General features: G+C 68.6%; 26 protein-coding genes. 19 read left to right on the plus strand and 7 right to left on the minus strand.

The features are described 5' to 3' along the window. Positions 1 to 150 precede the first annotated feature (150 nt). Positions 151 to 1,146, minus strand: a complete 996-nt coding sequence (locus tag BLW75_RS35815) for an LLM class flavin-dependent oxidoreductase (protein ID WP_198935819.1) — start codon at positions 1,144 to 1,146, stop codon at positions 151 to 153. A 164-nt stretch (positions 1,147 to 1,310) separates the two neighbouring features. Between BLW75_RS35815 and BLW75_RS35820 the strand changes: the two genes are divergently transcribed. The 3 genes from BLW75_RS35820 to BLW75_RS35830 all read left to right on the plus strand — a co-directional run bounded on the left by BLW75_RS35820 (position 1,311) and on the right by BLW75_RS35830 (position 6,784). Continuing rightward, entirely contained in the window at positions 1,311 to 5,126 is a 3,816-nt protein-coding gene (locus BLW75_RS35820) for an nSTAND1 domain-containing NTPase (protein ID WP_449500957.1), read from the plus strand. A gap of 492 nt (positions 5,127 to 5,618) precedes the next feature. Beyond that, complete coding sequence (locus BLW75_RS35825; RefSeq protein WP_167373559.1) at positions 5,619 to 5,906, plus strand: transposase; 288 nt, start codon at positions 5,619 to 5,621, stop codon at positions 5,904 to 5,906. After that, positions 5,903 to 6,784 carry an IS3 family transposase gene (locus BLW75_RS35830; protein ID WP_091599097.1) on the plus strand — a complete coding sequence of 294 codons (882 nt, stop codon included), beginning with the start codon at positions 5,903 to 5,905 and terminating at the stop codon, positions 6,782 to 6,784. Before BLW75_RS35825 ends, BLW75_RS35830 begins: the two co-directional genes overlap by 4 nt. A gap of 63 nt (positions 6,785 to 6,847) precedes the next feature. Here BLW75_RS35830 and BLW75_RS35835 read toward each other — a convergent pair whose 3' ends face one another. After that, complete coding sequence (locus tag BLW75_RS35835; protein WP_034323504.1) at positions 6,848 to 8,962, minus strand: HelD family protein; 2,115 nt, start codon at positions 8,960 to 8,962, stop codon at positions 6,848 to 6,850. 122 nt (positions 8,963 to 9,084) lie between these two features. Here BLW75_RS35835 and rsmD point away from each other — a divergent pair, with 122 nt between their 5' ends. The 13 genes from rsmD to BLW75_RS35900 all read left to right on the plus strand — a co-directional run bounded on the left by rsmD (position 9,085) and on the right by BLW75_RS35900 (position 18,398). Beyond that, positions 9,085 to 9,639: a 16S rRNA (guanine(966)-N(2))-methyltransferase RsmD gene (rsmD, locus tag BLW75_RS35840; protein ID WP_034323500.1), complete on the plus strand. Its 555-nt coding sequence runs from the start codon at positions 9,085 to 9,087 to the stop codon at positions 9,637 to 9,639. A 53-nt stretch (positions 9,640 to 9,692) separates the two neighbouring features. Continuing rightward, positions 9,693 to 10,175 (plus strand): pantetheine-phosphate adenylyltransferase, encoded by a 483-nt coding sequence (coaD, locus tag BLW75_RS35845; protein ID WP_034323497.1) that lies wholly within the window; start codon positions 9,693 to 9,695, stop codon positions 10,173 to 10,175. A gap of 99 nt (positions 10,176 to 10,274) precedes the next feature. After that, on the plus strand, positions 10,275 to 10,967 hold the full coding sequence (locus BLW75_RS35850) for a ribonuclease domain-containing protein (RefSeq protein ID WP_034323494.1): 693 nt from the start codon (positions 10,275 to 10,277) through the stop codon (positions 10,965 to 10,967). Positions 10,968 to 11,035: 68 nt separating this feature from the next. Next, positions 11,036 to 11,551: a SigE family RNA polymerase sigma factor gene (locus tag BLW75_RS35855; RefSeq protein ID WP_034323492.1), complete on the plus strand. Its 516-nt coding sequence runs from the start codon at positions 11,036 to 11,038 to the stop codon at positions 11,549 to 11,551. After that, complete coding sequence (locus BLW75_RS35860) at positions 11,551 to 12,339, plus strand: hypothetical protein (protein WP_034323490.1); 789 nt, start codon at positions 11,551 to 11,553, stop codon at positions 12,337 to 12,339. Before BLW75_RS35855 ends, BLW75_RS35860 begins: the two co-directional genes overlap by 1 nt. A 124-nt stretch (positions 12,340 to 12,463) precedes the next feature. Next, complete coding sequence (locus tag BLW75_RS35865; RefSeq protein WP_034323487.1) at positions 12,464 to 13,189, plus strand: DivIVA domain-containing protein; 726 nt, start codon at positions 12,464 to 12,466, stop codon at positions 13,187 to 13,189. A 267-nt stretch (positions 13,190 to 13,456) separates the two neighbouring features. Continuing rightward, positions 13,457 to 14,074, plus strand: coding sequence for a YceD family protein (locus BLW75_RS35870; protein WP_034323485.1), 618 nt, complete (start codon positions 13,457 to 13,459; stop codon positions 14,072 to 14,074). 72 nt (positions 14,075 to 14,146) lie between these two features. Next, positions 14,147 to 14,329 carry a 50S ribosomal protein L32 gene (rpmF, locus tag BLW75_RS35875; RefSeq protein ID WP_005160412.1) on the plus strand — a complete coding sequence of 61 codons (183 nt, stop codon included), beginning with the start codon at positions 14,147 to 14,149 and terminating at the stop codon, positions 14,327 to 14,329. Between the two features lie 15 nt (positions 14,330 to 14,344). After that, positions 14,345 to 15,091 (plus strand): ribonuclease III, encoded by a 747-nt coding sequence (gene rnc / locus BLW75_RS35880; RefSeq protein ID WP_034323482.1) that lies wholly within the window; start codon positions 14,345 to 14,347, stop codon positions 15,089 to 15,091. Positions 15,092 to 15,278: 187 nt separating this feature from the next. Beyond that, positions 15,279 to 16,139 carry a bifunctional DNA-formamidopyrimidine glycosylase/DNA-(apurinic or apyrimidinic site) lyase gene (gene mutM, locus BLW75_RS35885; RefSeq protein ID WP_034323479.1) on the plus strand — a complete coding sequence of 287 codons (861 nt, stop codon included), beginning with the start codon at positions 15,279 to 15,281 and terminating at the stop codon, positions 16,137 to 16,139. A gap of 67 nt (positions 16,140 to 16,206) precedes the next feature. Further along, entirely contained in the window at positions 16,207 to 16,647 is a 441-nt protein-coding gene (locus tag BLW75_RS35890) for a helix-turn-helix domain-containing protein (RefSeq protein ID WP_034323476.1), read from the plus strand. Next, the gene (locus BLW75_RS35895) at positions 16,648 to 17,211 is read left to right on the plus strand and encodes a hypothetical protein (RefSeq protein ID WP_034323473.1); all 564 of its coding nucleotides are present in this window, start codon (positions 16,648 to 16,650) and stop codon (positions 17,209 to 17,211) included. Continuing rightward, positions 17,208 to 18,398 (plus strand): MAB_1171c family putative transporter, encoded by a 1,191-nt coding sequence (locus BLW75_RS35900; protein ID WP_034323470.1) that lies wholly within the window; start codon positions 17,208 to 17,210, stop codon positions 18,396 to 18,398. The genes BLW75_RS35895 and BLW75_RS35900 overlap by 4 nt, the downstream gene beginning before the upstream one ends. Positions 18,399 to 18,482: 84 nt before the next feature. Here BLW75_RS35900 and BLW75_RS35905 read toward each other — a convergent pair whose 3' ends face one another. The 4 genes from BLW75_RS35905 to BLW75_RS35920 are packed head-to-tail and all read right to left on the minus strand — an operon-like array spanning position 18,483 to position 20,805. Next, positions 18,483 to 18,830, minus strand: a complete 348-nt coding sequence (locus BLW75_RS35905; RefSeq protein ID WP_034323468.1) for a DoxX family protein — start codon at positions 18,828 to 18,830, stop codon at positions 18,483 to 18,485. A 27-nt stretch (positions 18,831 to 18,857) separates the two neighbouring features. Further along, positions 18,858 to 19,547, minus strand: coding sequence for a hypothetical protein (locus BLW75_RS35910; RefSeq protein ID WP_034323465.1), 690 nt, complete (start codon positions 19,545 to 19,547; stop codon positions 18,858 to 18,860). After that, a complete protein-coding gene (locus BLW75_RS35915) occupies positions 19,544 to 20,431 on the minus strand; it encodes an ABC transporter ATP-binding protein (protein ID WP_034323463.1) in 888 nt (295 codons plus the stop codon). The genes BLW75_RS35910 and BLW75_RS35915 overlap by 4 nt, the downstream gene beginning before the upstream one ends. Then, positions 20,428 to 20,805, minus strand: coding sequence for a GntR family transcriptional regulator (locus tag BLW75_RS35920; protein ID WP_034323460.1), 378 nt, complete (start codon positions 20,803 to 20,805; stop codon positions 20,428 to 20,430). The genes BLW75_RS35915 and BLW75_RS35920 overlap by 4 nt, the downstream gene beginning before the upstream one ends. 164 nt (positions 20,806 to 20,969) lie before the next feature. Between BLW75_RS35920 and BLW75_RS35925 the strand changes: the two genes are divergently transcribed. The 3 genes from BLW75_RS35925 to aspS all read left to right on the plus strand — a co-directional run bounded on the left by BLW75_RS35925 (position 20,970) and on the right by aspS (position 24,323). Then, positions 20,970 to 21,293, plus strand: a complete 324-nt coding sequence (locus tag BLW75_RS35925) for a PadR family transcriptional regulator (RefSeq protein ID WP_034323457.1) — start codon at positions 20,970 to 20,972, stop codon at positions 21,291 to 21,293. Further along, positions 21,290 to 22,534, plus strand: a complete 1,245-nt coding sequence (locus tag BLW75_RS35930; protein WP_034323450.1) for a DUF1700 domain-containing protein — start codon at positions 21,290 to 21,292, stop codon at positions 22,532 to 22,534. The genes BLW75_RS35925 and BLW75_RS35930 overlap by 4 nt, the downstream gene beginning before the upstream one ends. Before the next feature lie 535 nt (positions 22,535 to 23,069). Further along, positions 23,070 to 24,323 (plus strand): aspartate--tRNA(Asn) ligase, encoded by a 1,254-nt coding sequence (gene aspS, locus BLW75_RS35935; protein ID WP_034323447.1) that lies wholly within the window; start codon positions 23,070 to 23,072, stop codon positions 24,321 to 24,323. 51 nt (positions 24,324 to 24,374) lie between these two features. Here the strand turns inward: aspS and BLW75_RS35940 are convergent, their stop codons facing one another. Next, on the minus strand, positions 24,375 to 24,899 hold the full coding sequence (locus tag BLW75_RS35940; RefSeq protein ID WP_034323444.1) for a YflT domain-containing protein: 525 nt from the start codon (positions 24,897 to 24,899) through the stop codon (positions 24,375 to 24,377). Positions 24,900 to 24,981: the final 82 nt, after the last annotated feature.

The raw sequence follows: 24,981 nt of genomic DNA on the forward strand, positions 1-24,981 counted from the left end.
GTCCGTTCTTTCGTGTCCGGTGGCGCGTTGGTCCATTCGGGGCGCGGGGGTGGGTGAGAGACGCCGGGAAATCCGCGAAGGCCTCCTTGAGGGACCCAGAGTCCCTCAAGGAGGCCTTCACGGAACTGCGCCGAAAGCGCGAGAAGCGCCTCAGCGGGCCAGTTCGGACACCAGGTCGTACGACCGCACCCGGTCCGCCTGGTCGTGCACCATGGTCGTGATCATCAGTTCGTTCGCGCCCGTGTCGGCCAGCAGGGTCTCGAGTCCCTTGTGGACCGTCTCGGGTGAACCGATGATGCTGCTCGCGGCGCGGTCCTCGATGAACACACGCTCGATGTCGGTGTACGGGTAGGCCGCGGCCTCTTCCGGCGTCGGCAGCGGGATGGGGCGGCCCTTGCGCAGGCTGAGGAACGTCAGGCCGCTGGGGGCGGCGAGGTACTGGGCCCGCTCGTCGGTCTCGGCGGCCACCACGGAGACGCCGAGCATCACGTACGGCTCGTCGAGGACGTCCGACGGTTTGAACGAATCGCGGTAGAGCGCCACGGCGGGAAGCGTGTTCTCGGCGCTGAAGTGGTGCGCGAACGAGAACGGCAGGCCCAGCTCGCCCGCCATCCGCGCGCTGAAACCGCTCGATCCGAGCAGCCACACCGGCGGCTTGTTGCCTTCGGCGGTCACGGCGTTGACGGCGCGCTGGTCGGAGTGCTCGAAGTAGGCCAGCAGTTCCGCGAACTGCTGCGGGAAGTTCTCCGCGGTGAGCCCGCCGGGGCCGCGCAGCGCGAGCGCGGTCCGCTGGTCGGTGCCCGGGGCACGCCCGATGCCGAGGTCGATCCGGCCGGGGTGGAACGCCTCCAGGGTGCCGAACTGCTCGGCCACCACCAGCGGCGCGTGGTTCGGCAGCATGACCCCGCCGGAGCCGACCCGGATGCGTTCGGTGGCGGCCGCGACCTGGCCGATCATCACGGCGGTCGCGGAGCTCGCGATACCGGGCATGTTGTGGTGCTCGGCGAGCCAGTACCGGTGGTAGCCGAGGGCTTCGGTCCGGCGCGCGAGATCGAGAGTGTTGCGCAGTGAATCCGCGACACCGCCTCCCGCCACGACGGGCGCGAGGTCGAGCACGGACAGCGGGATGTCAGGCAAGGAGGTCACGCGTCGGTACAACGCCTCGGGTCCCCGATCCCTTCCCGTGCCTGTCAATCGATCGAAATTAACCGGCTCGATGTACCCGGTACTCGGCGGAGTTCCCCCGTTTCCACGGTACGGTTGCCCCCTAATGCGAGCTTGGGAAAACCACTGAAAAGAAAGGATTAAAGGTGCCGCGTCCGGAACGACCGCTGGACCCCGGGGATGATCCGTTGCTGGGGTTCGCCGCCGATCTCCGGCGGCTGCGGGAGAAGGCCGGAAATCCGACGTACCGGGAGCTGGGCAGGCGCGCCCACTACTCCGCGGGCACCCTCTCCGAAGCCGCCGGCGGGAAGAAGATGCCCAGCTTGGCGGTCACGTTGGCCTATGTCCGGGCGTGCGACGGCCCCGAGGAGGAGTGGGAGGCGCGATGGCACGACGTGACCGAGCGGACGCGCGCCGGAGTCAATGATTCACCGGTTGCCCCGTCGAATGGGGAATCCGCCCCTTATATCGGTCTGACCGCATTCGGGCCGGATGACGCGAGCCGATTCTTCGGCCGCGAACAACTTGTCGGAAAACTCGTCACGAGGCTTTCGGGCCAACGATTCTTGGCCGTTCTCGGGGCTTCGGGTTCCGGTAAGTCGTCCTTGCTCCGGGCAGGCCTCCTTCCGGCACTGGCCGAGACCTCCATCACGCTCCTGATGACCCCCGGATCGAGGCCGTTGCAGGAGTGCGCCGTCCAGTTCGGCGCCGCCCTCGGGCTCGCGCCCGGCGGGCTGCTCGCGGAGTTCACCGAGCATCCGCGCAACCTCGGCCTCGCCGCCCGCCAGCTGGTCGCCGACCGCGACGGCGACGTCGTGCTGGTCGTCGACCAGTTCGAGGAGGTCTTCACGCTCTGCCAGGACACCGACGAACGGGCGGCCTTCCTGTCGGCGCTGGTCACCGCGACGACCGAGCCGGAGAGCCGGACCCGGGTCGTCCTCGGTATCCGCACCGACTTCTACACCCACTGCGCACGGCATCCCGAGCTGGTCGAGGCCATGCAGGACGCGCAGATCCTCGTCGGCCCGATGAGCACCGAGGAGCTGCGGCAGGCCATCTCGCGGCCGGCGATCGACGCCGGATACCGCGTCGAGAACGCGCTGGTCTCGCGGCTGGTCGCCGACGCGACCGGGCAGCCCGGCGTGCTGCCGCTGCTCTCGCACGCGCTGCTGGAAACCTGGCGCCGCCGTCACGGCAACACCCTCACCCTCACCGGCTACGAGTCCACCGGCGGGATCGAACGCTCGGTCGCGCAGACCTCCGAGCACACCTTCACCGCGCTGACCGAACACCAGCAGCGGCTGGCGAACCAGATCTTCCTGCGGATGACCGCGCTCGGCGAAGGCACCGAGGACACCAAACGCCGCATCACCCGCGACGAGGTGGACGCCGACGACCCGGACGTCGCCGTCGTACTGGACAGGCTGGCGTCTTCGCGGCTGGTCACGCTCGACGACAACGGCATCGAGATCGCGCACGAGGCGCTGATCCGGGGCTGGCCGCGCCTGCGCGAATGGCTCGCCGAGGACCGTGAAGGCCTGCGCGTGCACCGCCAGCTCACCGAGGCGACCGACGCCTGGGAATCCGTCGGCCGCGACGACGGTTGGCTCTACCGCGGCGCGAGGCTGGCCATCGCCAGGGAGTGGGCGGCGGAGCACGACAGCGCGCTATCCCAGCGTGAACGCAGGTTCCTCGACGCGAGCGCCGCGATCGAGAACCACGAGCAGGCCGTCGCCCGGCGCCGCACCCGAAGGCTGCGTCAGCTGGTCGCGCTCCTGGCCGTCCTGCTGGTGCTGGCGACGGCCGCGATGGCGTACGCCGTCCGTGCCGAGCAGACCGCCACCAGCCAGCGCAACAGCGCGCTCGCGCAGAAGGTCGCCGGGCAGGCCATCGAGATGCGGACGACGAATCCGGCCTTGGCCGCCCAGCTCGCGCTGGCGGCGTACCGCGTCGATCCGAGTGTGGACACCCGGGGCAGTGTGCTCGGCATGTTCGAGTCGCCGTACTCGACCCGCGTCCGCGGGCACGGCCACCGCGTCAACGCGGCCGCCCTGCGCGGCGACGGCCAGGTGATGGTCACCGGCAGCTGGGACCACACCGCCAAGCTGTGGGACGTCAGGGATCCTCATCGCCCGAACGAGCTGGCCACGCTCTCCGGGCACACCGAGAACGTCAACTCGGTGTCCTTCAGCGCCGACGGCGCCACGGTCGCGACGGCGGGCTGGGACAAGACCGCGCGACTCTGGAACGTCGCCGATCCGGCGAAACCCGGGCCGGGCGTCCTGGTCGGAGAGCATCCCAGCCGGGTCAACGCGGTGGCGTTCAGCCCGAAGGCGGCGGTGCTGGCCACCTCGGACGGCGACGGCACGGTGCGCTTGTTCGACGTCCGCGATCCCATGAAGCCGGTGCTGGCGGCCGCTCTCCCCGGGCACACCGGCAACGTCAACGGTCTCGCCTACGCCCCCGACGGGCGGACGCTCGTCTCGACCGGCGCCGACAAGACCGCGCGGTTGTGGGACGTCGCCGATCCGCTCAAGGCCAAGCCGCTCGGCGTGGTGAGCGGGCATACGGCCGGGGTCCACTCCGCGACGTTCAGCCCGGACGGCCGGACGCTCGCCACCGCGAGTATCGACCAGACCGCGCGCCTGTGGAACGTCGCCGACCCGATGGCCCCGTCGCCGCTGGGGACGACGGCCGCGCACAAGACCATCGTGCGGTCCGTGGCGTTCAGTCCGGACGGGACGACGCTGGCCACGACCGGTTTCGACCGCGCCGCACGGCTGTGGGACGTGACCGATCCGGCGAAACCGCGCGAGAAACCCGCGCTCGTCGGGCATACCGCGGCCGTGGTCTGGGCGGTGTTCTCCCCGGACGGCCGCACACTCGTGACCGCGAGCGACGACCAGACGGTGCGGATGTGGGATCTGCCGGGTCCCGCGATCAGCGGTCCGGCGAGGTCGGCCTGCCGGGCGGTCTTCAGCTCCGACGGGAAGCTGCTGGCCACCGGCAGCCAGGACGGCGCGGTGCGCCTGGTCGACGTCTCCGACACCCGGAACCCGCGTGAGGTGGGCAAGGTCGCGGGCTTCGGCCAGGGCGTCTGCGGTCTCGCGTTCAGTCCGGACGGGCGGACGCTCGCCGCCGGCTCCTGGGACCACACCATGCGGCTGATCGACGTCACCGATCCGCGCAAGCCGGTCGACGCGGGCGTCTTCTACCGCCCGGAGGACGAAATCGATCCGGTCGCGTTCAGCCCGGACGGCCGGACGCTCGCGACCGCGGGCAGCGGGCACACCGTGAAGCTGTGGGACGTCGCCGACATCCGGCGGCCGGTCGAACTCGCGACCCTCACCGGGCACGAGGACGACGTCCATTCGCTCGCGTTCGGCCCCGACGGCCGCACCCTGCTCACCGGCGGGTGGGACCACACCGCCCGGTTGTGGGACGTCTCGATGGCGAAGACGCCGAAGCCGCTGTCGGTGCTGAAGGGGCATTCCGACACGGTCTTCTCGGTCGCCTACAGCCCGGACGGCAAACTCGCCGCGACCGGCAGCGCCGATCGCACCGGCCGGCTGTGGGACGTGACCGATCCGGCGGCCCCGCGGGAGAAGGCGCTCCTGGCCGGGCACACCGACAACGTCATCTCGGTCGCCTTCAGCGGGGAGGGGAAGACTCTCGCGACCGGCAGCTACGACCGGTCCGTGCGACTATGGGACGTCTCCGATCCGGGATCGGTCCGCGAATCGGCGAACCTGACCGACGACGTCGACCGGGTCAACGCCGTGGCGTTCGCCCCGGACGGCCACACCCTCGCGGGCTCGGTCGCGGACGGCAGCGTGAGGTTGTGGGAGACCAGTCCCGAACGGGCGGCCGAACGCATCTGCGCGACGGTGTACCCGCGGATCACGGCCGGCGAGTGGGAACAACACCTGCCGGGGCTCGATTACCGGCCTCCGTGCCCGTGACCACGGCCGATTCGTTGTTCGGCGTTGTTGTTCGGTGAGATCGCCGTGACACCGAACAACGAAGAGGCGCTAGAAATACCCCTGGACGTGCGATGCGTCCCCACATCGTTCACTCACCGGGGGTCTGAAGGGCTCCTTCAGGGCATTCACCAGTGTCCTGAAGGAGCCCTTCAGCTTTTCGCGCTTCTTGTGTTCCGCGCCCGATCACGCGAGTTACGCCTCCAATCACGCGAGTCGCGCCCCCAAGCACGCGAGTGACGTCCCCAACCACGTGAGTCGCGCCCCGAATCACGCGTGTCGTCCATCCAGTCACGCGTGTCGTCCGTTCGATCACGCGTGTCGTCCATCCCGCACCGCCGAACTCGCGTGATCAGGCACGTAACTCGCGTGCTTGGGGGCGTAACTCGCGTGATCGGATGGACGACACGTGGAGTTGCCCCCGTGATGCGGACACCTTGATTCCAGACGCTGGTCTGGAGGGAGGATGTCCTGGTGTCTCGTAGGTCGAAGTATCCGGAGCAGTTCCGTCGTGACGCGATCGAGCTGGTCAACACGAGTGACAGGCCGTTGCGTCAGATCGCTCGTGAGCTGGGTGTCAATCACGAGACCCTGCGGTCGTGGGTGAACACCGCGAAACAGGCCGGGGAAGTCGGGCCGGTGGAGGATCCGGCGGTCGCCGATGAGGTGCAGCGGTTGCGGAAGCAGGTTGCTGAGCTGCAGAAAGAGAAGGAGATCCTGCGTAAAGCAGCCGCTTATTTTGCCAAAGAGATGGATCGATGATCTACCGCTACCGGTTCATCTCCGAGCATCGCGCCGAGTTCGGCGTGAAGCGGTTGTGCCAGGTCCTGGGTCTGCGCCGGCAGGGTTTCCACGAGTGGGCCGCCGCCGAGGCGGCCCGGGAGGCCGCGGCGGAACAGGAGCGGGAGCTGATAGCGGTGATCGCCTCGATCCACACGCAGCACCGGGGCGCCTATGGGCAGCCCCGGATCACCGCGGAGCTGCGCCGCCGCGGACACGTGGTGAACCACAAACGAGTCGAGCGGCTGATGCGGGAGCAGGGCCTGGCCGGGATCACCCGCCGCAAACGCCGGAGCCTGACCAAACCCGCCGCTGCTGCGGTGACACCGGTGGCGGACGTGATCCGCCGTGATTTCACCGCCGAGCATCCTGGTCGTCGGTTCGTCGGGGACATCACCTACCTGCCCACGTTCCAGGGCTGGCTTTACCTGGCCACGGTGATCGACCTGCACAACCGCGAGATCGTCGGGCACGCGATGGGCGATCACCTGCGCGCCGACCTGGTCTGCGACGCGATCACCCTGGCCACCGCACGCGGCCTGATCCACCCCGACGCGGTCTTCCACTCCGACCGCGGCGTCCAATACACCTCGGCCCAGTTCCGCGCCGCGCTCACCGAACACCGGATCCGGCCCTCGATCGGACGGACCGGATCCTGCTACGACAACGCCGTCGCCGAAGCGTTCTTCGCCACCCTCAAAACCGAGATCGGCACCACCATCTGGCCCACCCGCCACCAGGCACGACACGACCTATACCGCTACCTCCACTACTACAACCACAACCGTCTACATTCGACACTCGGCCACCGCACACCCCACGAAACCCGAACCAACTACAGTCACCAACAAGCCGCGTGAAAACCCCGTGTCCGCCATCCGGGGGCAACTCCACACGCGTGATCAGATGGACGACACGCGTGATCAGGCGGCCGGGATCCAGTCCGGGTTCGAAGCGAGCACGGTCAGCTGCTGGGTCGCGCGGGTCAGCGCGACGTACAGCACCCGGCGTCCGGTGGTCGACTCCGTGATGAGGTCGTTCGGCTCCACCAGGACGACGGCGTCGTACTCGAGGCCCTTGGAGTCGAGACTGCCGACGACCTTGAGCCGCTCGTCCGAGAGCCCGTCGAGCCAGCCTTCGACCTCGGGCACCCGGTCCATGGCGGTGATCACGCCGACGGTGCCTTCGACGACACCCAGCATTTCCTTCACCGCGGCCTGCGTCGCCGCTTCCAGCCCGGCGGCCTCGACGGGCCGGACCTCCGGCGTGACGCCGGTCTGCCGCACCGCGCGCGGAAGCTCGTCGGCTTCCGCGTGCCCGGCGACGACCTTCGCGGCCAGGTCGAAGATCTCGGCCGAGTTCCGGTAGTTGGTGCGCAGCGTGAACCGGCGGCGGGTCGTCTTGAGCCCGAAGGCCTGGTCCCGCGCCATCGCGGCCTCGGCCGGATCCGGCCACGAGCTCTGCACCGGGTCGCCGACCACGGTCCAGCTCGCGTACTTGCCGCGCCGCCCGACCATCCGCCACTGCATCGGCGAGAGGTCCTGTGACTCGTCGACGACCACGTGCGAGTACTCGTCGTAGTGCTCGGGCCGGGTCGGGGCGCCGCCGCGCTCCGGGTTGACCTCGACGCTCTGACGGGTCCGGCGGCTCTTCGGCGGCGGGCCGATCAGGACGCGCAGCTCGTCGAGGAGCGCGATGTCCGCGATGGTCCAGCCGCGCGAGCGATCGGCGAAATCGGCCGCGAGCATGCTGATCTCGCCGCGGTTGAGCAGGCCCTTCGCCGCGGACGCGAGCCGCTTCTCGGTGCCGAGCCAGCGCAGGATCTGCGCCGGGTACAGGATCGGCCACCAGACCACCAGGAACCGGTGGAACTCGATGCGCTCCCCGAGTTCGGTGATCAGCTCGGCCTTGTCGATCTGACGGCCGTCGTCCTTCGCGTGCTGCTCGGCCTTCGCGGCGAGCGCGTCGAGCAGCAGTTCGGCGGCGCGGATCCGTGATCGGTTCGGCGGCCCGCCCGCGGTGTGCACCTTGCGGCGCACCTTGTCGAGCTCGCGCGCGTTGAGTCGCAGCACCTCGCCGCGGTAGACGATCTTCATGTCCTCGGGCGCGTCTTCCGGGGTGTCCCGCAGCGCGCGCAGCAGGATCTTGCGCATCCGCAGCGATCCCTTGATCGCCGCCAGCGGCGCCGGGTCCTGACGGGTCGCTTCGAGACCGTCGAGGACCTCGCCGAGCGCGCGGAGTTCGACGTTCGTCTCACCCATCGACGGCAGCACCCGCGAGATGTAGCTGGTGAACACCCCGGACGGGCCGATCACCAGCACGCCCGCGCCGCCGAGCTGGCGGCGGTGGCGGTAGAGCAGGTACGCCGCGCGGTGCAGCGCGACCGCGGTCTTGCCGGTGCCGGGGCCGCCGGTGATCTCCGTGACCCCGCGCCACGGCGCCCGGATGACCTCGTCCTGCTCCTTCTGGATGGTGGCGACGATGTCCCGCATCTTCTCGCCACGCGACCGTCCGAGGGCGGCCATCAGCGCGCCTTCGCCGACGATCTGCATGCCGTCGGGGACCGCGTCGGCGATCAGGACGTCGTCGTCGACGTCGAGCACGGTCTGGCCCGAGCACCGGATCACCCGGCGCCGGACGACGTCCATCGGCTCCTCGGCCGTCGCCTGGTAGAACGCCGCGGCCGCGGGCGCGCGCCAGTCGGTGACGAGGTTGTCGAACTCGGCGTCGCGGATGCCGAGACGGCCCACGTAGATGTGGTCGTTGTCGAGGTGGTCGAGCCTGCCGAACACCAGCCCCTCGTACTCCGCGTCGAGGGTCTGGAGGGTCTGATTGGCGTGGTACACCATCATGTCCCGCTCGAACAGCATGGACGCCTGCTCGAAAATGGCTTCCCGCCCGGCGCCATGGCCGATCTCATAGCCCTTGGTACGCATGGCCTCAGCCTGGGCTCGCAATTCGGCGAGCCGGGTGTAGACGGTGTCCACATGGGCTTGCTCGATGGCGATCTCGGCCCGTCTGACCCGAGGTTCGGACACGCAACGCTCCTAAACGCTTCTATCGCCTCCGAGGGCGAAGGACGACTCTACGCGAGCTGGGCGGCGGCTTCACCAAGTCCCGGCCAACGTCACGATGGAGGGCGTTGAGGCACGATGCACCCATGACCAGGATCGTGGCGGGGACCGCGGGCGGCAGGCGGCTGAAGGTCCCGCCGAAGGGCACGAGGCCCACGTCGGAACGCGTGCGCGAGGCGCTGTTCAACGCGCTGGAGGTCGCCGGCGAGCTGCAGGGGGCCCAGGTCCTCGACCTTTACGCCGGTTCGGGCGCGCTCGGGCTGGAGGCTTTGTCCCGTGGCGCGTCCGGCGCGCTGTTCGTCGAGTCGGACCGGCGCGCGGTCGAAGTGCTCAAGGGGAACGTCGCCGCGCTGGGGCTCGGCGGCGCGGTCCGGGCCGGGGCCGTCGAGTCCGTCGTGGCCGCTCCGGCGCCGGAAACGTTCGACATCGTCCTCGCCGATCCGCCCTACGCTGTGGATTCCACCCGTCTGGGTGAGGTCATGGCCGCGCTCGCGGCAGGCCGATGGGTCACGGACGGCGCGCTGGTGGTGATCGAGCGGGCCGCGCGGGACGGCGAGCCGGACTGGCCGCCGGGCTTCGAGCCGATGCGGACGAAGCGCTACGGCGACACCGCGCTCTACTGGGCCGAATATCAGGTGTGACGCAGAGCGCGCAGAACGCGCAGGAGGTTCCTCGCCTTGGTAGCGTCCGCGCCATGCGGCGTGCGGTCTGTCCCGGGTCCTACGACCCGGCCACCAATGGACATCTCGACATCATCGAGCGGGCGGCCAAGCTGTTCGACGAGGTCGTCGTCGCGGTGGGGGTGAACAAGAGCAAGAAGGGCCTGTTCACCACCGAGGAGCGGATGGACATGCTTCGCGAGATCACCGCGAAGCTGCCGAACGTGCGCGTGGACTCGTGGCAAGGACTCCTGGTCGACTACTGCCGCGAGAACGACATCATCGCGGTCGCGAAGGGCCTGCGGTCGGTCAGCGACTTCGACTACGAGCTCCAGATGGCGCAGATGAACCGCGAGCTGACCGGGCTCGAAACGCTGCTGATGGCCAACAACCCGGCGTACGGGTTCGTGTCGAGCTCGCTGGTCAAAGAGGTCACCGCGCTCGGCGGCGACATCGAGCACCTGGTGCCGCCGGTAGTGTTCAAACGCCTCTCGGAGAAGTACTCCGAACGAGGTTGACCCGAACGGCCGAAGCCGTTGGTCGGACGCTGGTGGGCGGCGATGAAGAGTTCATCTCGACGCCTTCTGGTGAATACACGATCGGGTTACGGTCCGAAAATGACCAACAAACGATCGCGGATCGCCGCCGCGCTGCTCGTTCTGCTAGTCACCTTCTTCGGTGGGCTGAGTGCCGCGCAAGCCACGGCCGCCCCCGTCTCGATCCAGCAGAACCCGTGCGGGGATCTCACCGGGTTCAAGCACGTGTCGCTGTCGTCGCTGCCCGCCGAGGCCACGACGACCTACAACCTCATCCAGAAGGGTGGCCCGTTCCCGTATCCGGACAAGGACGGCACGGTCTTCTCGAACCGGGAGAACATCCTCCCGAAGTGCGCGTCGGGCTACTACCGCGAGTACACGGTCCCGACGCCGGGCTCGCCCGATCGCGGTGCGCGCCGCATCGTCACCGGTAACGCCGGCGAGCACTTCTACACCGCCGACCACTACAAGACCTTCTCCGTGATCGACGCCGACGGCGCCCCGGCACCGTCCTGCGGCGACACCTCGAAGCTCGCGAAGGTCGGCTACTCGACGCTGTCCTCCGCGGCGAAGTCCGTGGTGGACAAGGCCCGCGGCGGTGCGACCGGCACGGTCTACGAGAACCGCGAAGGTGTGCTGCCGTCGTGCGCCGCCGGTTACTACCAGCTGTTCCCGGTGGGCACGAGCGACCGCGTGATCTCCGGCAAGGGCGGCGAGATCGTCTACACGCCGGACCGCTACGCGACCTTCAAGCTGGTGAACCTCGCCGGCTGATCCGTCCGTGCAACATTTCGTGCCTCCTCATCCGTGAGATACATCGGGAACACGGACGAGGAGGCACGATGCGGTCTGGGGACGATGCGAGCTTCAGGGAGTTCGCCAGGGACAAGGCGCTACCGCTCCGGCGGACGGCGTATCTGCTCTGCGGCGACTGGCATCTCGCGGAGGATCTGGTCCAAACCGCGCTCGTACGCCTGTACCGGGTCTGGCCGAAGGTCCGCCGGAAAGGGCCCGTAGACAACTACACGAGGCAGATCCTGATGCGCTGCTGGCTCGACGAGCGGCGACGACCATGGCGGAGCAGAGAGAACCGCGACGGCGTCGTCCCCGAAGAGCCCGTGGCCCCGGCCGATGCCGGCATCTCGGATTCGCTGCTTCGCGCCCTCGCCGAAGTTCCCCCGAAACAGCGCGCCGCCGTCGTGCTGCGCTACTGCGCCGATCTCCCGGTCGCGGAGGTCGCCGTCGCGCTGCGCTGTTCGGAAGGGACGGTCAGGAGTCAGGCCGCGCGAGGACTCGACGTCCTCCGCGCGGCCCTTCAGAGACAGCACGACGAGGCTGTCTCCGGGAGGAGCGAGTGATGGACGAACTCGAGAACAGGCTGCGCGGGATCACACTGGCCGAGCCCCCGCTCGGGTTCGACCCGGACGAGGTCGCCGAGACGGCGGCGAAGAAGGCGCGGAACCGGCGGGCTATGGGACTGTCCGGGGCGGCCACGCTGGCGGTGATCGCGGCCGCGGTGGTGTTCGTGGCGCCGGGAGACGATCCTTTGGTGCCACCGGCCGTGCCGACGTCCTCGGTGGCCGTTCCAGCGAAGCCACCGGTATCGCCGAAGGTGAATCTGACGGCTCAGAAAGCGCGGATCACCGGGCATCTGACGGCCACGCTGCCCGCCGTGCTCACCGGGGCCAGAGACATCCAGGTCCGCTCCATCCATCAGTTGCGGACCGAGAACGACTGGGACGTCCTCGTCGCCACGGCCGGGTATCGGGACGCCGGCGGCTTCACCCGCGCCCTCGTCATCACGATCAGCGGTACCGAGGCCGCCAAGCTGGGCTTCTCCCTCGAAGACAGCTGTAAGCCGGGACGAAAGGCCCTCGCCGGGCTCGACGCGGACATCTCCGGCGTGACGAGCGGGGAACCGGTGGACTGCGTGAAGCTGCCCCAAGCCGACGGAAGCACCGTTGTCCTCTCCGGGATCGTCCCGTCACTGCCTCCCGGTGAATTCGAGGCCACGCGCGGAGCGGTCGTGTACCGGGCCGACGGCACGTCCGTGACCGTGACCGACAGCGCGGTCGACGGTGGCTCGCCACTGTCCGACGGCCAGCTGAGCAGACTGGTCACGGATCCCGGGCTCACCCTGCGGTAGGTGGCGCGCGGTACCGGCGGGGACACGCCCGGTACCGCGCGCTTTCACCCCTTACGGCGGCGATGAGGGCAAACTGATCTCAGGGAATGTGGGGATCGCTGTAGCAGTAGGTAGGGAGTGGGCCGTGTACCGGGTTTTCGAGGCGCTCGACGAGCTCGTCACCATCGTGGAGGAAGCCCGCGGCGTGCCGATGACCTCCAGTTGTGTCGTCCCGCGGGGGGACACCCTGGAACTGCTCGACGACATCCGCGACGCGCTGCCGGGCGAGGTGGACGACGCCCAGGACGTCCTGGACAAACGTGATCAGCTGATCCAGACCGCCCGCACCGAAGCGGCGGAGACGATCACCACGGCGAACACCGAGGCCGACCGCACGGTCGCCGACGCGCAGGCCGAGGCCGAGCGCATCCTCGCCGACGCCCGCGCCCGCGCCGAGCAGATGATGAGCGACGCGCACGCCGAGGCCGAGCGCATGGTCGCCGCCGGGCAGGCCGAGTTCCAGAACCTCACCGACCGCTCCCGCGCCGAGTCGGAGCGGATGATCCAGGCCGGCCGCGACGCCTACGAGCGCGCCATCGAGGACGGCCGCGCCGAACAGGCCCGGCTCGTCGCCCAGACCGAGGTCGTCCAGGCCGCGCACGGCGAGGCGGCCCGCATCGTCGACGAGGCGCACGTCGAGGCCGACAAGCAGCGCGGCGACTGCGACGCCTACGTCGACGGGAAGCTGGCCGAGTTCTCGGAACTGCTGGCGACCACGCTGCGGACGGTCGACTCCGGGCGCAACCACCTGCGGTCCCCGGTCAATCTGCCGGGCAACAGCCGGACGTCGCTGTACGACTACCAGTCCTGATCGCTCGAGCACGTCCCGGGAGCGCGGAGAGCAAGGGACCTTTGCTATCACTCCGCAGGTCAGCCCCTGATTTCGCGGGCGCGCCGTAGGCGGCTTCCGATGTTCCCCATGTCGCATTTGGGTCGCTCAGAGTCCCCCATGCGCCGGTCATCCGGCAACGGAGGTGGTGAAGGCCTCCATCGCCACCTTGAGGGTAGGCAAGGTCTTCACGGACTTCACCGACCGCGCCCGAAAGTGAGTGGCGGGGCCTGCGTACCCTGGTGACCGATGTCTGAGAACAAGTCGCCGCAGGCCAGGCCTGCGCAACTGGACGACCGGAGCCCGTGGGTGCTCGACACCCGCGAACTCGGCCGTCACGCCGGCCTGAGCAAGGCCGTCCAACGCTCGATCCCGGTCGAGACCGCGCTCGGTGTGCCCGACGTCATCACCATCGACGCCGGTTCCACCCTCGAACTCGACCTGTTGCTCGAGTCCGTCGTCGAGGGCGTGCTCGTCAGCGGCACGGCGTCCGCCGTCGCGACGGGGCACTGCTCGCGGTGCCTCGACCCGATCACCGAGGACGTCGAGGTCGACCTGACCGAGCTCTTCGCCTACCCCGGTTCCGCGACCGAGGAGACCACCGACGAGGACGAGATCCCCCGCCTGGTGGACGACCGGATCGACCTCGAGCCGACGGTCCGTGACGCGGTGGTGCTGGCGCTGCCGCTGGCCCCGCTGTGCGCCGAGGACTGCCGGGGACTGTGCATCGAATGCGGTGTCAAGTGGGCCGATCTCGAGCCCGGTCACGGGCATGAGAAGATAGACCCTCGGTGGGCCGCGCTGGTCGATCGTTTCGATGACGAAACGGGCGATGACCAGGCCGATGGCCCCGGAAAGCAAGCCTGACGAGCACCAGCTCGTTCCGGAGAAGCAAGTTCGCTCGCGACCGCGGGCAGACCGTCTGAAGGAGATCTACTCGTGGCCGTCCCGAAGCGGAAGATGTCGCGATCCAACACCCGCGCGCGCCGCAGCCAGTGGAAGGCGGCTCCGGTTCAGCTGGTGCCCTGCTCCAACCGCGCCTGCAAGCAGCCGAAGCTCCAGCACATCGCGTGCCCGGCCTGCGGCCAGCACAACGGTCGCCAGGTCGTCGAGCCCGCCTGATCGGCAGCCGACGACATGGGGGGCAAATCTGCCGGTGGACCACCCGCGGACCCCGCACCACTGCTCGAAGCTCTCGGGATCACGATCGAACCCGAGCTGCTGACGCTGTCGCTGACCCACCGTTCTTATGCCTATGAGAACGGTGGGTTGCCGCCGAACGAGCGTTTGGAGTTCCTCGGCGACGCGGTGCTGGGCCTGGTCGTCACCGACCACCTCTACAACACCCATCCCGAACTTGCCGAGGGACAGCTCGCGAAGCTCCGGGCCAGCGTGGTCAACATGCACGCGCTGGCCAGGGTCGCGCGCGGCCTCGGTGAGGGCGGGCTGGGCAAGCACCTGTTGCTGGGCAAGGGCGAAGAGCTCACCGGCGGCCGGGACAAGGCGAGCATCCTCGCCGACGGGCTCGAAGCCGTCATCGGCGCCGCGTACCAGCAGCACGGCATCGACGTCGCGCGCAAGCTCGTGCACCACCTGTTCGACGACCTGCTCGCCGAGGCGCCGCTGCGTGGCGCCGGCCTGGACTGGAAGACCAGCCTCCAGGAGCTGACGGCGTCGGCAGGGCTCGGCGTGCCCGAGTACAAGGTCGAGGACACCGGGCCCGATCACCGCAAGGAGTTCTCCGCCACCGTCCTCGTCGGCGGGCGTGAACTCGGCTATGGCTCGGGAACGACCAAGAAGGAAGCCGAGCAGAAGGCCGCCGAGACGGCCTGGCGACAGCTTTCGGCCGAGCTCGACGTGGACCAGCCGCCGAAGACGACCTGAGTCCTCTTCGACGGGACGGTTCGTTGACACCCGAGCAGGCGAATGAATAACGCCATCGCAGTCCGCCGCCACTGACGCGACCGTTCAGGTCGTTGTCGAGGGTCGGCGGATGCGTGCTTTTTGCCTTGCCGGTACCGATTCCTGGCCGTCCTCACCACTCACGAGTGCCGGTGGGAGAATCGACGGTATGCCCGAACTCCCCGAGGTCGAGGTGGTCCGTGCCGGGCTCGAGGCGCATGTCTCGGGCCGGACGATCACCGAGGTCGAAGTTCTCCACGCCCGCGCGATCCGCCGCCACGAACTCGGTGCCGAGGACTTCAGCGGACGGCTTTCCGGGGTGAAGATCACCGCCGCCCGCCGCCGCGGCAAGTATCTGTGGCTGGAGCTCTCCGACGGTCAGGCCATGCTCGCGCATCTCGGCATGAGCGGCCAGATGCTCGTCCAGCCCGATGACGCACCCGACGAGAAGCACCTTCGCGTGCGCTTCCGCTTCGCCGACAACGGACCGGAGTTGCGCTTCGTCGACCAGCGGACCTTCGGCGGGCTGGCACTCGCGGAACTCACGGAGGTCGACGGGATGGCGTTGCCGGGCACCATCGCGCATATCGCCCGAGACCCGATGGATCCGCGGTTCGACCTCGACCAGGCCGTCCGCGCGCTGCGGTCGAGGCGGACCGAGCTCAAACGCGCCCTGCTCGACCAGACCCTCGTCTCCGGGATCGGCAACATCTACGCCGATGAAGCGCTCTGGCGGTCCAAGCTCCACTGGGCCCGTCCGACCGACCGGCTCACGACGGCCCACGGCCGCGCCGTGCTCACCGCCGCCAGCGACGTGATGGCCGAGGCGCTGGTCGCCGGCGGGACGTCGTTCGATGCGCTCTACGTCAACATCAACGGCGAGTCCGGCTACTTCGACAGGTCGCTCGACGCCTACGGCCAGGAAGGGCTGCCCTGCGGCCGGTGCGGGACGGCCATCCGGCGCGACCCCTTCATGAACCGTTCGTCGTTCTCCTGCCCGCGGTGCCAGCCGAAGCCGCGCGTGAGGTGAAAACTGTCGTGTACGCCGTGGGCACCGCGTCAACTAGCATGAACGCGCACGACATGTAGGGAGTGGGATGGTGGCCGCGACCGAGCCCGGTAAGACGACGCTCGCCGAGAAGATCGACAAGCTGTTCCAGATCGTGCTGAGACCCGATCGCGAGCCGTACAGCCACGAGGAGGTCGCCAAGGCCTGCCGCGAGGCGACCGGCGAAAGCTTCTCGACGACGTACCTGTGGCAGTTGCGCACGGGGCGCCGGGACAATCCGACGAAACGCCACCTCGAGGCGCTCGCGCAGTTCTTCGGCGTCTCGCCCGCGTACTTCTTCGACGACGAGCAGAGCGCCAAGATCGCCGAGGAACTCGCGCTCCTCGGCGCCCTTCGCGACGCTGGTGTCCGCGACGTCGCTCTGCGGGCCGTAACACTTTCCCCCGACGGACTCGACACCATCAGCGACATGATCGACGCGATCGCCCGCAGGGAATCCGGACGGGGCGGCCCGAAGAAGGAGTCGTGAGTGGACCGTCGTCGTAAGGAGTTGTGGCGCCGCTGCCGGAGTCTCGCCGACGGCGTCCGCCTTCCCGAACCCTTCGACGCCGAGTGCTTCGTCGCGGAACTGGCGGCCGAACGCGGCCGTCCCATCGAATTGATGCAGGTCAGCGTCCCTTCCAGTGGCCCGTGCGGGCTGCTGATGAGCACGGAGCGCGCGGACTACATTCTCTATCCGACCAACACCACCGCCCTGCACCGGCGGCATATCCTGCTGCACGAGGTCGGCCATCTGCTGTGCGGCCACGTCGGTTCGGACGCCGGGGCCGACGGGATCGTGCTCGACGCCGCCGCGGGAAAGACCCTCATGCCGAACCTGTCGCCCGAACTCGTCCGCCGTGTCCTCGGCCGCACGAGTTACAGCGCCGTCGAGGAGCAGGAGGCCGAATTGCTCGCCAGCCTTCTCGCGCGCCGTGTCGCGCGGACGACGGTGCGCGGCGCCCCGCGTCCCGACGAGAGCGGGAGCGATCTCGCCGGAGGGATGGCCAGGGTCGACGACCTCTTCGGCAGCCGGAAACGGCGCCTGCCGTGACCGAAACCATCGCGTACTTCTGCTGCGTGGTGGCCTTCGCGGGCTTCGGCTACAAGCTGATCCAGGCCCGCCACACCCAGCCGTCGCGGCGGATGTGGTTCCTCAGCGGTTTCGGAATGTGCATCGCGGGCGGCATCATGCTGCTCACCCCGGCCATGGAGAACGCCGTCGGTGTCGAAGAACCCGTCGGCAGCCTCCTGAACCTGGCGGCCGACCTGCTCAAGATCGGCGCGATGGCCTTCGCGGTCGCGTTCGCGCGTTCACTGAAACTGGGGGAGGGCAAGCGGATCGGGTGGCACGCGCGGCTGTCCTGGGCCGTCGTGGCCGCCGAGATCGTGCTCTTCGTCCTCTCCGGCAGCCATCGTGTCGGCGAGCACACGGCCGCCGGGCCGGGCAGGCTCGGCTGGTTCGTCGCGTACAACGTCCTTTTCCTCGTCTACGGTCTGATCAGCCTGCTGACCTTCTCGATCATCTTCGCCCGCTTCGCGCGTCATGCCGATCCCGGTCCGCTTCGCATCGGGTTGTGGCTGCTCGTCGGTGGCGGGGTTTCCGCGCTGGGCTGGACTTTCTGGGACGTCGACGACATCTACATCCTCGCCACCACCGGTGCGGTCGACGCCGGGGAGGACACCTTCTCGGCGATCCTGGCGGCGTTGAGCGTCGGGCTCGCCGGGGCGGGCGCGACGCTCAGTGTGTGGGGACCCGCGCTGGCCACGCCGTTCCGGCTGATCGGCGCGTACCGGACGTACCGCCGGATCGAACCGTTGTGGGCCGCGCTGCGCGAAGCCGTCCCGGGAATCGCGCTGGATCCGGGACCCGGTATGCCGGGCGGCGTCGAATTCGCCTTGTACCGCAGGGTCATCGAGATCCGGGACGGCCATCTCGCGCTACGGCCCTACTTCGATCCGGAGGTCCCGCCGGTCGCGGAAGCCGAAGCACGCAAGGCGAAGATCCCCGAAGCCCGGATCGCCGCGACGATCGAGGCCGCGGCCTTGGCCGCCGCGCTCGTGGCCTTCGAGGCGGGCCGCCGGTACGCCCCCGACGACGTTCCGGCGACCTACCTCGACGAGCCGGACATCGCCACCGAAGCGGCATGGCTGGCAGAGGTCACGCGAGCCTGGCGGCGTTCCCTTGTAGTCGGACGTATCCGGGACCACGCCCGCGAATCCGCAACTCGCGTGCTTTGAGCCGTAACTCGCGTGCTTGAAGGCGTAACTGGTGTATGACGCCTTCAAGCACGCGAGTTACGCGTTCAAGCACGCGAGTTCCGCCTAGACGATCGCGGTGACGGCGGCCGCCGCCGAGACCAGCGCGAGCCAGACCGGCGGGACGACGTCCTTGATCCCGTCGCCCGCCCGCAGATGGGAGACCGCCGCCCCGATGAGCAGGGCCACCAGGCCGATCGCCGCCGCGACTCCGAGCGGCCGCCAGAAGAACCCGGCCACCAGGCCCGCCGCCCCCGCGAGTTCGAGCGCGCCGATTCCCTGGATCGCCTGGACCGAGAAGCCGAGCCTCTCGGTCCGGGAGACCAACGCCGGCTGACGCAGGATCTTCGCCACCCCCAGCGCGGCGAAGATCGCGGCCAGCAGCACCGACAGCACCACATGAGCTACGGCCATAACGGAACTCCTTGGTGTGGAAGGGTTTCAGACCGTGACGCGGCGCATCGTGGCGAATCCGCCGGCCCCCGCGACACAGACCAGCAGGGCGAGCACGCCGGTCACGCCGCCGACGGTCAGTGTGCTGAAGAACGTGCCGAGTTTCGGCCAGGAATCGGTCCAGCTGAGCAGCAGCACCCCGCCCAGCAGCACCAGAACCTGCGCGGCGCCGAACAGGACGACACCCACCACCGCGGCGCGCCGGTAGATCAGGCCGTACCACATGCCGTACACGAACATCAGCGTCAGGAACACGAACGACGTGAGCAGGGTCAGGTACCAGGGGCCGTCGAGCAGCCAGGGCACCCGGAAGTAGTTGAGCCCGAGCCCCCAGCCGCCGGTCGCGTTCTCGATCGCCTGGAACACGACGATCCCCACCGCGTACAGCGCGGACAGCCCGGCGACCAGCAGGATCGTGCCCAGGTAGTACGACCGCCTCGACACGCCCAGCGCGAGCCCGAACGGCAGCGACTTCGTCATGCTCAAGGCGCCGCAGACGAGCATGAACACATACAGCGTGAACAGGCCGCCGGAGTAGTTCTCGTTCGGTGTTTCGGGGAGCAGCGAGAAGATCGCGAGGTTCACCCCGAAGGCGAAGAATGTGATGCCGACCGGGAGGACGACGTATTGGAGGCGGTCCACCAGGTGGTAGCGCGCGACGTTGATCAGGGTGTTCATGCGGACGCCTCCTCTGCGGTCTGTCCGTTGGAGGTGTGCACCATCAGTTGCTGTAGTGACAACGGCTCGAGCTTCAGGTGCAGGGCCTTCGCCTTCGCCTTCGAAGCGGCGTCGATCGCGTCGGCGACGGTGACCGAAGCCCGCGAACCGATCTTGCGGCGATGCAGCACCCGGCGCCCGGTGACGAAGTCGTCCACCGCGAGGGCGGGGCCCGAGACCGTCACGGCCGAGCCGCGCAGTTCGTCGGCCGCCGCGTCGAGGACGACGCGGCCCTTGTCGATCATCACCACGTGCTCCAGCAGATCGGCCACTTCGTCGATCAGGTGCGTGGAGAGCAGGATCGTGCGCGGATGGGTCGAATAGTCGTCGAGCAACCGGTCGTAGAACAGTTGGCGTGCGACGGCGTCGAGGCCCGCGTACGGCTCGTCGAGCAGCGTGAGTTCCGCTCGCGCCGCGAGCCCGATCGTGATGGACAGCGCCGAGCGCATCCCTCGCGAGAGCTTTTTGATCGGGCGCTTCGTCGGCAGGTCGAAATCGCGGAGCAGCGTGTCGGCGAGTTCGGAGTCCCAGTTCGGATAGAACCACGACGCGGCCGAAAGCGCGTGCCGCACCTTGAAATCCGGGAACTGCTGGTCTTCGCGGACGAGCACCAGGCGCTTCAGCACACGCTCGTTCTCGACCGGGTTCTCGCCGAACACGCGGACCGAGCCCGCGCTGGCGAACTCCTGCGCGGTGACGATGCGCAGGAAGGTGCTCTTGCCCGCGCCGTTGCGGCCGAGCAGGCCGGTGATCTTGCCTTCTTCGATGTCGACCGAGACATCGCCGAGCGCGAGATGGTCGCCGTAGCGCCGGGTCAGGCCGGTGGTCGAAATGGTCGGCGTCATGCGGCGGGCCCTCCGTTCCGGTGTCCGTTCCCGCGGATGAGCGAGATCAGGGTTTCGTCGTCGATGCCGAGGCGTCGCGCTTCGCTGAGCATCGGGTCGAGGTATTGCTCGGCGAACCGTTGCCGCCGGTCGGTGAGCAGCTTCTGCCGCGCGCCGGCGGCGACGAACATGCCGATGCCTCGCCGCTTCTCGAGCAGGCCGTCATCGGCGAGCACGTTGATCCCCTTGGCCGCCGTCGCCGGATTGATCCGGTAGAAGGCGGCGAGTTCGTTGGTTGACGGCACGCGTTCCCCCTCGGCCAGGCTTCCCTCGGCGATGTCGTCGGCGATCTGTTCGGCGATCTGCACGAACAGGGGTGTTCCTTCGTCGAGCACGACACCTCCGTCCCCAGTCTTCGTGCACCCGTGCTGGGTGCGGTGGTTCATTACTGGACTAAGTAACCCATGAACCACCCGTGGGACGCAAGTCGCTTCCGCCGTGCGCACTACTGTGCAATGCGTGGTACCTTCTGTTGCGTAAGACTGGGAGGGACGCGACTGTGGAGATCAGTCAGCTACTTAAAGGCGTGCTGGACCTCGCCGTTCTCGCGGTGCTTCGCGGAGAGGACGGCTACGGCTACGACGTGCTTCGAAGACTTCGCATCGCGGGGTTGCAGGAAGTGGGCGACGCTTCGGTGTACGGGACGCTTCGGCGCCTGTACAAGGCAGGCCTGCTGACGTCCTATGTGGTGCCGAGCGAAGAAGGCCCGCACCGCAAGTACTACAGCCTCAACGAGCCGGGTCGCCAGCGGCTCGAAGAGTCGGGGCAGACCTGGCGGACTTTCGCCACGACGATGAACAGCCTGTTGGGAGAGGCAGCATGAGCACGCAGAATCCGACCGCCGTGCGGGTGTATCTGGCGAGGGTCAGGAGCGCGCTCGCCGACCTGCCCGAGAGCGAAGTCGAGGAAATCCTCGAAGACGTCCGGCCCCATCTCGCCGAGATGGAGGCGGAACTGGGGGACAACCCGAAGGTCGACGCCCTGATCGAGCGGCTGGGCAGCCCCGAAAGCTACGCCGCCGAACTGCGGGCGTCCGGTGGTTATCCGCCGCGTCCGGCCGACGCGGGCGACAAGACCACCGTACTGAAGGTGAAGACCGGGATCGGCGGAGCGCGGTTCGCGTTCTGGGGCCTGGTGTTCTCGGTCGGGGGCTTCGCGCTGTTCGGCTTCGCCGCCGCGGTGTGGGTCCGGGTGGAACCGTTGCTGGGCCTGCTTTTCGTCGCGCCCGTGCTCGCGATCAGCGTCGCCTACGTGGTCCGGAAGGGAGTCGCCCCGATCGCGGAACTGCCCGAGGTGGTCAAACTCCGCGAGATCGCGACCTCGTTCCAGAAGGACCGGAACAGCAAGGGGCTGAACTACTTCCGCACGCTCAAACCGGCGTGGTGGGTGCTGTGCGCGGCGGTGCTGGTCGTCTTCGGCCTCCTGCTCGTGCTCCGCGACACCGAAGCCGTGCTGCTCCTGCCGCTGATGCTGCTGGCGGCCGTGGCCGTCGTCTGGGCGGGCCCGAAGCTGAAGGCCGACCGGCGGCTGCTGTGGCTGGCCGTGCCGATCTCGGCGTTCGTCATCGGCAGCATGCTCGGTGGTGCGGGCGCGGCGGTCGACCTGATCGCGAAGCGGTCCTACGGCGGCGGTTCCTACAACAGCGGCTACACGCCGAACTACAACGACAACTACGGCAACCCGCAGTTGATGTACGGAAGCCAGGACGTGGAGAACATCTACGCGTTCGACGCCGAGGGCAAACCGCTGACCGAGATCTACCTCTACGACGAGAACGGCCGCCCGCTCAGCACGACGAGGTACGCCTGTGAGCGGAGCACGGGTGAGAAGCGGAGGATCGGCGACGACAACCGCTATCCGCGTCCGCGTCTCGAACGGGGAGTCCAGGACCACGACGGAAACCTCAACGGTTACAACGGTTACCGCAGCTACTGTCTGGAAAGGACGGACGTGCCGTTCAGCGCGGCGATCCCGAAGATCACCCCGGCGCCGCCTTCCACGACCGCCCAGGCGCCGCCGTCTTCCCAGGCGCCGCCGTCGAACTCCACCCAGCCGACGCGCTAGGTGGCCCGGGTGGAGGCGGACGTCGGGGGCCGCCTCCACCCGATTTCGTGGGTGATTCGGGACGAGTGAGGCGGCACCCTCTCGCTGTCCTCGATAGGGCAAAGGTGGCGGGTTGCGAAAGCCACTTTCGCAACCTTCAACGTTGCGAAAGTGGCTTTCGCAACGTCGGGTGCAGGGTGCGGTAGCGAAGTGCGGTCGGGCCCACGAACCACCGCATGCAGAGGACGAAATGCGGATGCGGGGTCGCCCCGAGGGGACGTACCCTCCGGGGCAACGCGTTGACGGAGACGAGTAGCCAAGGATCACGCGAGCCCAGAGAGCCGCCGGTAGCTGGGAAGGCGGCCTCGCGCCCTTCGGTGAAGACCCTCCCGAGTGCGGGGAGGAACGGCGTCCGCGCCCCATGCCCCGCCGTCCGGCCCTCGTCACGGGCCATCGAGGCCGCCGTTCCCTGGCGGCGGCGAAAGTGCGGTGGTACCGCGAGTTCCCTTCTCGCCCGCACTCCCAAGGGGTCGCGCACATCCGTACAGGAGTTGTGATGATCTCGCGTGTCCTCGCCGCCGACCTGCCCCGGCACGTCGGCGGCCGTGTCCGCATCGCCGGCTGGGTGCATCGCCGGCGCCGCCTGAAAACCGTCACCTTCCTGGTGATCCGGGACCGTTCGGGACTCGCCCAGGTGGTCCTCGCCGAACCTGGTGGCCCACCCGAAGAAACCGTCGTCGAGGTCGAGGGCCTCGTCACCGCCAATCCGCAGGCGCCGGGCGGGCTCGAACTCACGGAGCCGTCCGTCGGGCTGCTTTCCGAGCCCGCCGAACCACCGCCGTTCGACCTCTACCGGCCGTCGGTTCCGGCGGCGTTGCCCACGGTGCTGGACAACGCCGCCGTCGCACTACGGCATCCGCGGCTGAAAGAGGTCTTCGAGGTCGCGGCGGCGAGCGTCGCCGGCTTCAGGTCGGTCCTGGACGGGCTCGGGTTCACGGAGATCCATACGCCCAAGATCGTTTCGTCCGCCACGGAATCCGGTGCGAACGTCTTCGGCATCGACTACTTCGGCAGGCGGGCCTTCCTCGCGCAATCCCCGCAGTTCTCCAAACAAGCATTGGTCGGGGTTTTCGAGCGGGTGTACGAGGTCGGCCCGGTCTTCCGCGCCGAACCGCACGACACCGCGCGGCATCTGGCGCAGTACACCAGCCTCGACGCCGAACTGGGTTTCATCGACGGCCACCACGACGTCATGGCGGTGCTGCGGGAGGCCATCGCCGGGATGGCCGCCGCGGTTCCGCAGGCGGAAGTCGGGGTTCCCGAGGAGATTCCGGAGATCCACTTCGCGGAAGCCCAGGGGCTGATCGCACGGCTCTCGGAAGAGGACCCGCGTGGCGAACCCGACCTCGCGCCCGCGCACGAACGGCTGCTTTCGGAGTGGGCGCTGCGCGAACACGGATCGGAGTTCCTGTTCGTCACCGGCTATCCGATGGTGAAGCGGCCGTTCTACACGCATCCGGACCCGGAGCGTCCCGCGTACTCCAACAGTTTCGACCTGCTCTTCCGTGGGCTGGAACTGGTGACCGGGGGACAGCGACTGCACCGGCACACGGACTACATCGCCGCGCTGGCGGAGCGCGGTGAGCCCGCTGAGCCGTACCGGGACTACCTTGCGGCCTTCGCGCACGGGATGCCGCCGCACGGCGGTTTCGCGCTCGGTCTCGAACGCTGGACGGCCCGGTTGCTCGGGCTGCCCAACGTGCGTCAGGCGACGCTCTTCCCCCGCGACCTGCACCGCCTGACCCCGTAAAACCGCGAGCCGGCACCTCGTGCTGAGGTGCCGGCTCGCGTGGGATGAAGCTCAGTGGTTGAACGCGCTCCTGGCGGCCAGGTCGGCCAGCAGGGCGCGGCCCTTCTCGGCGTTGCGCGGCTGGGCCAGGACGTCGTAACGCCGGGCGACCAGCTGGCTCTGCGAGATGAACCCGCGCTTGTTCTTCGAAGCCGCGTACCCCAGCGCGCCGAACAGCAGGTTGAACCCGATACCGCCAACGAGGCCGACGAGGATCGGCACCAGTCCGGCGCCCGGGTTCAGCAGGCTCAGCACGAGGCCGAGGAACATACCGAACATCGCGCCCGACAGCGCCGAGCTGGTCAGCACCTTGCTCCAGCCCATCCGTCCGGCGATCCGCTCGACCAGGACCGGCTCGACCCCGACGATGGTGACGTCCGTGATCGGGAAATCCGTTCCCGCGAGGTGGTCGACGGCACGCTGCGCTTCGGAGTACGACTCGTACGAGCCGATCGGCCACCCACTGGGCATCGTCGGGAGCTGAGCCCGCCCCTGGGGCTCGGTGAACGTGGTCTGCTGCGTGAATGCCTGTGTCATTCCTTCTCACCTCTCTTGATCCGTACAACGTCCCGGATGCGCGGATCTCCTCCCGGTGCGGCGGGATTCACAGCATCTTCTC

Origin of the sequence: Amycolatopsis lurida (assembly GCF_900105055.1) — a bacterium.
GTDB lineage: Bacteria > Actinomycetota > Actinomycetes > Mycobacteriales > Pseudonocardiaceae > Amycolatopsis > Amycolatopsis lurida.